Annotated in this window: 9 protein-coding genes; 4 read left to right on the top strand and 5 right to left on the bottom strand. The window is 65.8% G+C overall.

All coding sequences use genetic code 11. From position 1 onward, the window contains the following. Both QOD90_RS15005 and QOD90_RS15000 read right to left on the bottom strand, forming a co-directional pair. A partial coding sequence (locus QOD90_RS15005) for an NCS1 family nucleobase:cation symporter-1 (RefSeq protein WP_526351012.1) occupies window positions 1-1,351 on the bottom strand: 1,351 nt, incomplete at its 3' end. Between the two features lie 95 nt (window positions 1,352-1,446). Next, entirely contained in the window at window positions 1,447-2,157 is a 711-nt protein-coding gene (locus QOD90_RS15000; protein ID WP_526351010.1) for a GntR family transcriptional regulator, read from the bottom strand. A 119-nt stretch (window positions 2,158-2,276) separates the two neighbouring features. Here QOD90_RS15000 and QOD90_RS14995 point away from each other — a divergent pair, with 119 nt between their 5' ends. Next, window positions 2,277-3,605 carry a carotenoid oxygenase family protein gene (locus QOD90_RS14995; RefSeq protein WP_526351008.1) on the top strand — a complete coding sequence of 443 codons (1,329 nt, stop codon included), beginning with the start codon at window positions 2,277-2,279 and terminating at the stop codon, window positions 3,603-3,605. Window positions 3,606-3,608: 3 nt separating this feature from the next. Here QOD90_RS14995 and QOD90_RS14990 read toward each other — a convergent pair whose 3' ends face one another. Further along, window positions 3,609-4,049, bottom strand: coding sequence for an SEC-C metal-binding domain-containing protein (locus QOD90_RS14990; protein ID WP_526351006.1), 441 nt, complete (start codon window positions 4,047-4,049; stop codon window positions 3,609-3,611). A 130-nt stretch (window positions 4,050-4,179) separates the two neighbouring features. Between QOD90_RS14990 and QOD90_RS14985 the strand changes: the two genes are divergently transcribed. Both QOD90_RS14985 and QOD90_RS14980 read left to right on the top strand, forming a co-directional pair. After that, a complete protein-coding gene (locus QOD90_RS14985) occupies window positions 4,180-4,563 on the top strand; it encodes a hypothetical protein (protein ID WP_526351005.1) in 384 nt (127 codons plus the stop codon). 4 nt (window positions 4,564-4,567) lie between these two features. Continuing rightward, on the top strand, window positions 4,568-5,710 hold the full coding sequence (locus QOD90_RS14980) for a cation:proton antiporter (RefSeq protein ID WP_526351003.1): 1,143 nt from the start codon (window positions 4,568-4,570) through the stop codon (window positions 5,708-5,710). Here the strand turns inward: QOD90_RS14980 and QOD90_RS14975 are convergent, their stop codons facing one another. Together QOD90_RS14975 and QOD90_RS14970 are read right to left on the bottom strand one after the other, a co-directional pair. Continuing rightward, entirely contained in the window at window positions 5,711-6,067 is a 357-nt protein-coding gene (locus QOD90_RS14975; protein ID WP_526351001.1) for a hypothetical protein, read from the bottom strand. It lies immediately after the preceding gene. Window positions 6,068-6,187: 120 nt separating this feature from the next. Beyond that, window positions 6,188-7,126: an AraC family transcriptional regulator gene (locus tag QOD90_RS14970; protein ID WP_526350999.1), complete on the bottom strand. Its 939-nt coding sequence runs from the start codon at window positions 7,124-7,126 to the stop codon at window positions 6,188-6,190. A gap of 81 nt (window positions 7,127-7,207) precedes the next feature. On the opposite strand from QOD90_RS14970, the gene QOD90_RS14965 reads away from it, so the two are divergent. Further along, window positions 7,208-7,702, top strand: a complete 495-nt coding sequence (locus QOD90_RS14965; protein WP_526350997.1) for an anthrone oxygenase family protein — start codon at window positions 7,208-7,210, stop codon at window positions 7,700-7,702. Window positions 7,703-8,028 lie beyond the last annotated feature (326 nt).

Genomic DNA, 8,028 nt, shown 5'->3' with positions numbered 1-8,028 from the left:
CGGCGGCCGGGTTGTAGCCGCCCTTGTACCAGTAATTGGCCGTCTTCGACATCGTGAAGAGATCGTCGACGACGATCTTCTGCTTGCGCACCAGGTAGAAGTCGGCGAGCAGGACGCCGAACAGCGGCCCGATCAGGCTGCCCAGGATGCCCAGGGAGAACCGGATGCCCTGGTCGCTGTCGTACCAGTTCCAGGGCGTGAGCAGCACCGAGCCGACGGCGGCGATCATGCCGCCCATCCGCCAGCTGATCTTCTGCGGGCTCACGTTCGAGAAGTCGAAGGCGGGCGAGATGAAGTTCGCGACGATGTTGATGCCGATGGTGGCGATCGAGAACGTCAAGGCGCCCAACACGATTGCGGTCACGCTGTCGATTCGGGCGACGGTCTGAACCGGATCGGTGAGCAGTTCGCCGAACACCGGAACCGTCGCCGCGGCGGTGATGACCACCAGCAGCGAGAACACCAGGAAGTTGACCGGCAGGCCGAGGAAGTTGCCCTTCTTCACCGCGGCGAAGTCCTTGCCGTAGCGGGCGAAGTCGCCGAAGTTCAGCATCGGACCGGAGAAGTAGGACACCACCAGGGCGATCGCGCCGAGCATGATGACCAGCGAGTTGCCCTTCTTCTCGCCGCCGAGGTTCAGGCTGACGTGCCAGCCCGACTTCCAGAGCAGGTAGCCGCACAGGATGAACATCACCACGTAGACGGCCGGGCCGCAGAAGTCGATGAACTTGCGGATCGACTCCATGCCGCGCCAGAACACCGCGGCCTGAAGGATCCACAGCAGGGTGAAGCTGCCCCAGCCGAGCAGGGACAGGCCAGTGAAGCCGTACTGCTCGACGTCGGCGTACGGCGCCAGGCCCGGAAAGAGCTTGAGCAGCACGATGTCCAGAGCAGCCGAGGCCAGGTAGGTCTGAATGCCGTACCAGGCCACCGCGATCAGGCCACGGATGATGGCGGGGATGTTGGCCCCGAGCACGCCGAACGGGCTACGGCACACGACCGGGTACGGGACGCCGGCCTGCTGGCTGGGTTTGGCCACCAGGTTGCACAGGAAGTAGACGATCGTAATGCCCACCAGCAGCGCGATCAGTACCTGCCAGCTGGCCAGACCGAGCGCGAACAGGCTGCCCGCCGTCACGTACCCGCCGACGCTGTGCACGTCGGACATCCAGAAGGCGAAGATGTTGTACGACGACCAGGACTGCTTGGCGAGCGGCGCAAGGTCCTCGTTGGTCAGCCGCGGGTCGTAGTGCTCCTTGATCACCCCGCTGCCGACCGGATGACCGGCGGCTTCCACCATGTCGCCCGCGGCGACCCCGGCGCTTGGCGGTGTTTCCTTGATGTCTGTCATGGCGAGCTCCCGATCTGCGTGCAGATGATGCATGGCGATTGGGAAAAGCTAGCGGCGAGTTGTTGCCGGGCCGTTGCGCCGAAGATATATTCTCGTCAGCCTTCGCCGGCGATCAGTCCGGTATCGGCGGGCAGCGTGGCGACGACCTCGTTGAGTCTGCGGTGGTGTGCGGCACTGGATGCCAGCAGGCGCTCGACGTCGCGATGTAGGAACGCGTCCAACATGTCCGCGTGGTCCTCGTGTAGTCGCGCACGTTGAGCATGCTCGACGTGCACCATCACTTGAACGGGTTCGGTGATGTTCCAGGCGGATTCGAGCATGTGGATCAGGCGGAGCATTCCCGACGGACGGGTCAGGCCCATGTGGAAGATCCGGCTCTGGCGGTGATATGCCTGCGGATCATCTTCGGCCACAGCATGTTCCAGCAGCTGGTTGGTGGCAGAGACGTGGGCGCGCTCGGCGTCGGTGGCCCGAACGACGGCGGCCGCGAGTGCCGCCGACTCTAGGGTCTCGCGGACGATGTACATCTCGGCGAGTTCGCGGGCGGTCAACTGCGCGACCGCGTAGCCGATGTTCGTCTGGTGGGCGACCAATCCTTCGCCCGTCAACGTCTTCAGGCTTTCCCGGATCGGGATGGGGCTGACCCCGAACAGGTCGGCCACCTCGCTGACCGGAATCGGCGTGCCGGGCGGTACCGCACCGTCGAGGATCACGCGGCGGAGCTCGTCGACGACGGTCTGCTGGGCCACACCCCCTCGGTTGACGGCGAGTTTGAGCGCCCACACGGAGTGGCGACGACCCGACATCGGTTCATCTTGCTACGCGTTCGGCACGGCGGCACTCCGAGCACATTCCACTATTGACATGTCAGAAATGGAGTGTCACAGTGGTGAGGACCAAAGCCACCGCCACAGAAGGAATCGACGTGACCGAAACCCACACCGAGATATTCGGAACCGGCCAGTTCTACCAGCGTGGCAACTACGCGCCGGTCGCCGACGAGCTCACCGAGTTCGACCTGACGGTCGAAGGTTCGATTCCGCCCGAACTCGACGGCTGGTACCTACGCAATGGGCCCAATCCGCGGCAGGCGACCGGGCACTGGTTCAGCGGTGACGGGATGATCCACGGCATCCGCGTCGAGAATGGACGCGCTGCGTGGTATCGCAACCGCTGGGTCCGCACCGACAGCTTCGCCGACGACTTTCCGCTCTACAACGCCGACGGCACGCGCAATCTGCGCTCGGCCGTCGCCAATACCCACGTCGTCAACCACGCGGGCAAGACCCTGGCGCTGGTGGAGTCGTCGCTGCCCTACGAGATCACCAACGACCTGGAGACGGTCGGCGCGTACGACTTCGGCGGCAAGCTGGTGGACTCGATGACCGCGCATCCAAAGATCTGTCCCATCACCGGCGAAATGCACTTCTTCGGCTACGGCAACATCTTCGAGCCCTACGTCACCTACCACCGCGTCGACGCAACGGGTGAGCTGACCGTCAACCGCCCTGTCGACGTCAAGGCGTTGACGATGATGCACGACTTTGCGCTCACGGCCGAGCACGTCATCTTCATGGACTTGCCCATCGTCTTCGACATGGACGTCGCACTCAAGGGCGACGGCGACATGCCGTACCGGTGGAGCGACGAATACGGTGCCCGCCTCGGCGTCATGCGGCGCGACGATCCGTTCGGCCCGATCCGCTGGTTCGAGATCGACCCCTGCTACGTCTTCCACGTCGCCAATGCCTACGATTCGGGGAATTCCATTGTCCTGCAGGCAGCCCGGTACCCGGAGTTGTGGCGCGACAGCGGTGGCTTCGACTCCGACGCAGTGATGTGGACGTGGACGATCGATCTGGCGAGGGGCACGGTCAGCGAGCAACAGCTCGACGACCATGCGGTGGAATTTCCCCGCATCGACGACCGGTTGGCCGGTCTGCCCGCGCGGTACGCAGTCTCGGTGGGTAGTGACAAACTGGTGCGCCACGATCTGACCACCGGCAGTGCGGTCGAGCACGCGTTCGGCACCGCGGCGACACCAGGGGTTCCCGGCGAGGCGGTCTTCGTCCCATCGAGTGGGCCAGCGGACGAAGAGAACGGCTACTACCTCGGCTACGTCTACGACTCAGCCCGCAACGGAAGCGATCTGGTGATCCTGGACGCCTCGAACTTCGCAGGCGATCCCGTCGCCACCATCAAGCTGCCGCACCGGGTGCCGTTCGGCTTCCACGGCAACTGGATCGGCGCCTAGCCCTCAGATGGCGGGTGCGGCCAGCGGAGGCCTGCCGTGGCACGTCCTGAAGAGGTTGCCGCTGCCGCAGAAACACGGGTCGCTGCGAGGGATGGGCAGCATGTAGACGTGGTCCTCGTGAACTCGCGCCATCGCGTCCTGCAGTCTGCGGGGCGGAGCCGGCACGTGACGGTACGTCATCCAAGCGCTCGCGACGGCGATTGCCCCGAGCAGCATGACGACCTTCACCGCCTCGCTGGGCGACTCGCGAAAGCGGTACCAGGCCGCCACGTCGACGCTCTGACGCTCGAGAGCCTTCGCGATCTGCTCAGAGGACGGCATCCCCGTGCGGAGTTGCCCAAGGAGGACGTCCTGCAAGCCGGTCAACTCGACGAGCGTCATGCCGTTGAGCACCGACTCGACGTGCGCATCGGGCGAACTCACATTGCCGGTAGAAGTGAACATCGCAGCCCCCGAACATTCATCACGTAGACATCCCCCCGGATGCTCCGTTCAACGATACCGCTGCGCGACTCTCAGCGAATGGGGGAAAACCCTGACATTCACTGACAGCCACCCACATTAAAGTGTCCGGATGGCTGTCAAGTGGCTCGCTGAGCCCGAAGATCACGACTACGTCGCCGCGGCCGACTATCTGCGTCTGATCAGCGAAGATGACGTGATTGCCGCGACGGTGGACGCCCTCAAATCCGCGGACGTCTCGCTGTCCAAGGCAAAGGACATCCTGCGGGCGGCACGCCTGGAGCTACTGCCGGCCAGCAACGTCCGCGTCAGGACCGATCTCGCGAAGATCGAGGCCGGAAAGAAGCTGTCGCCGATTCTCTTGGTGCGGGGAAGGGCCGTCGACGGCGTCGCGTTGCAGATCGCCGACGGATACCACCGGGTGTGCGCAAGCTATCTGACTGACGAGAACACCCCCATCCCCTGCCGCCTGGTGTCGTGGCAGGCACCAGGCTGACGTGATGCACTTCGGATTCGGCACGCTGGCGCTTCTCGTCGTAGCGGGACTGATCGGCCCGCTGCTTGGCTCGGTGCCACGGCTGCGGGTGCCCGTCGTCGTCGGCGAGCTGGTGGTGGGGATCGTGCTTGGCAAGACAGGCTTCGGGATCATCGACCACACCGACCCGACGTTCGAACTGCTCGCCGACATCGGCTTCGCCCTGGTGATGTTCGTGGTCGGGACGCACGTGCCCATCCGCGATCGTGGAATGCGGTCAGCGGCGCCCGCCGCGTTGGTGCGCGCCGTCCTGATCGGCGCGGTGGCGGCAGGACTCGGGGTCGGGCTCGCCACGATCTTCGGCACCGGGCACGCGGCGCTGTACGGGGTGCTGATGGCGTCGTCGTCGGCCGCCCTCGCTCTGCCCATCATCGACGAGCTCGGGCTGACGGGCCCACCCGTTCTGTCGGTCACCGCGCAGATCGCGGTCGCCGACACGGCGTGCATCGTGTTGCTGCCCTTGGTGATCGACCCCGCAAGGGCACCGCGAGCTGCGCTCGGTGCACTCGCGATCGCCGGCTGCGCGGTGGTCTTGTTCCTGGCGCTGCGGCGGGTCAACGCCAACGGCCTGCGCAAGCGGCTGCACAAGTACTCGGAGAAGCAGAAGTCCGCCCTCGAGTTGCGCTTCAGCCTGGCGGCGCTGTTCGGGCTCGCGACCCTGGCCATCGCTACCCACGTCTCAATCATGTTGGCGGGCTTCGCATTGGGTCTAGTCGTGGCCGCGATCGGTCAGCCAAGGCGCCTGGCCCGGCAGCTGTTCGGCATCACCGAAGGATTCTTTGGACCGCTCTTCTTCGTCTGGTTGGGAGCTTCGCTTCAGGTGCGCGATCTCGCGGCTCACCCGCAGTTGATCCTGCTCGGCGTCGCACTCGGGAGCGGGGCGATTCTGGCTCATGCCGTCGGTCGAGTGCTGAAACAGCCGCTGACCCTTGCGGTGTTGTCCGCGGCTCAGCTCGGCGTCCCCGTCGCCGCGGCGACGCTGGGCGCCGAGGAACATCTGTTACGCCCCGGCGAACCGGCGGCGCTCATGCTTGGTGCGATCGTGACCATTGCGGCGACTTCGGTGGCGGGCATGATCGCAAAGCGCGGCCAGGACGCCGACACGTAATCACGTCGGTCGCGACGACCACGATGCCGTGACGAACACGCACGCCACCACGGTGAGTACGCAGAAGGTGGCCGCCAGCACGACGAAGGGCCCAGGCACGCCGTCGATCAGGAACGCCGGGACCGCCGTCAACGCGGACGCCACCCGGCAGGCCACCAGCACGGCGAGCAGCGCTCGACTGCCGGTGCGAAGCACCAGCGCGATCAGGACCAAGCTCACCACGCCAAGGATGAATCCGGAGATCACGATTGATGGCGGCGGCCCCTCGTTCGGGGACGTGACGAACGTCATGACGACGTCAGTCAGCGACAAGAGTCCGAAGAGGACCAGGCCGGCGCGAGTGTTGGACAGGTGCATGGTCAGCTCCCCCGACGCCACCCCCGTGGACGCCTACGGGTCGACGCTATGACGAAGGGGGTGGATGCGAATAGGGGGATTTCCCTATTCTTTTCGGCGCTGGAGCGCGGTTGACCCGGCTCATGACCCGAGTGCGGCGGCGCGGTGCGCGTTGGGGCTGACGCCGTAGGCACGTTTGAATGCGCTGCTCAATGCGAAAGGCGTGCCGTAGCCGACCTGGCGAGCAACGGAGGCAATGGTGCCCCCACTCGCTCTCAGCAGGTCGGCGGCCAGTGCCAGCCGCCATCCGGTGAGGAAGGCTATCGGAGGTTCACCGACCTGCTCGGCGAACCTCCGTGCGAACACCGCACGTGAACAGCCAACGGCGGCAGCAAGATTGGCCACCGTCCAGGGGTGCTCGGGGTTGTTGTAGATCAGCCGCAGGGCGGGCCCGACGATGGGGTCGTGCTCGGCGTGCCACCAGGTGGGAGCCTGGTCGTCGCGGTCGAACCACGTGCGCAGCACGTCCATCAGCAGTAGATCAAGTAGCCGGTCGAGGTAGGCCTCCTGGCCGGGGCCGTCCCTGCCTGCCTCGTCGGTCAGAAGGTCCACCAAGGGCGTCTGCCATTTCTCGCCATGCACCACCAGAACCGTCGGAAGAGCATTCAGCAAGCGGGAACTGACCTCGCTGCGCCCCTCGTAGGCGCAGATGACGGCGCGGTCGGCCCCGGATGCGGTGTTACCCCAGGTCCGCACGCCCACCGACATCTCGAAACGGAGATCCTCTCCGCGCAGCGTCGTGCACCGGTTCCCCGGGTGGATGACCACCTGCGGTTCGGTCAGTGCCTGGTCGGCGAACGAATAGTGTTCGACGCCGCGCGCGACGGCGACGTCGCCGGGTCCGACGTCGAAGGACTCGCCGGAGTCCGTCACGATGACGGCACTGCCCTGCGTGACGCAGATCAGCGTCAGGGGGGCGTCGTCCTGGATGCGCATCGACCACGGCGGATCCAGGGACAGTCGCAATACGAACGCGCCACGCGCGCGCACTCCGTCAAGCAGTCCACCGAGAGCGTCCACGAATCAAAATGTAGACGCCTGCGTATGTATTCGGGACTTATAACGATGGATCGTCTTGTTCGCTGCCGGTTGACTGAGTCCATGACAACCAGCCCCTACCTCATCGCCGCCACCGCTACCGCAGTGACCAGCGCCGCCGTCGGCGGACTGTTCTACGCCTTCTCCACGTTCGTGATGAAGGGACTCGACCGCGCCGAACCAGCCGAGGCGATCGCCGCAATGCGAGGCATGAATGCCGAGGCCCAGGCCAACGCGCCGTTCCTGATGCTGTTCACTGGCTCGGCGCTGCTGGCCCTCGGCATCGGCATCGCTGCGCTGTTCAAGCTGTCCCAACCGGGCACCGGATACGTGCTGGCAGGTGCGGTGCTCGGATTGGTCGCCTTCATCGTGACGATGGCGTTCAACGTTCCGCTGAACAACCAACTGGACGCCCTGGATCCGGCGGGTCTGTCCGCAGCGGACGCATTACGGGAATGGCGCGCGTACCTGGGTCCGTGGACGGCATGGAACCACCTTCGGACGGCGGCACCGCTGCTGGGATCGGTGCTGATCCTGGTCGGCCTGCGCTACCGCTGACGCCCCGGAACGCCAGCGCGACAACGGCGGCCGCGATCAGCGTCAGCACCGCGGCGATGGTCGCCGTCGGCGCGATGCCCGCGTCGAAGGCCACCCGCGCCGAGTCCATGAGGCGGTTGCTCAGGGCAGGCGGCAGGGTCTGAGCCACCGAGGCGGCCCCGCCGATGCTCTCCCTGGCATCGGCGGTCTGCATCGCCGTGAGGCCGCCGGGCAGCTCGACGCTGGCGCGGTAGTACGCCGTGAAGATGGTGCCGAGCGTCGCGGTGCCGACGACGGCGCCCAGCTCGTACGCCGTCTCCGAAACCGCCGAAGCGGCACCCGACTTG

It is taken from the genome of Mycobacterium sp., assembly GCF_032161845.1.
In the GTDB taxonomy this organism is placed as follows: Bacteria; Actinomycetota; Actinomycetes; order Mycobacteriales; family Mycobacteriaceae; genus Mycobacterium.
The sequence above is the reverse complement of the archived record's forward strand: the minus strand, read 5'-3'. Positions and strand labels throughout refer to the sequence as shown.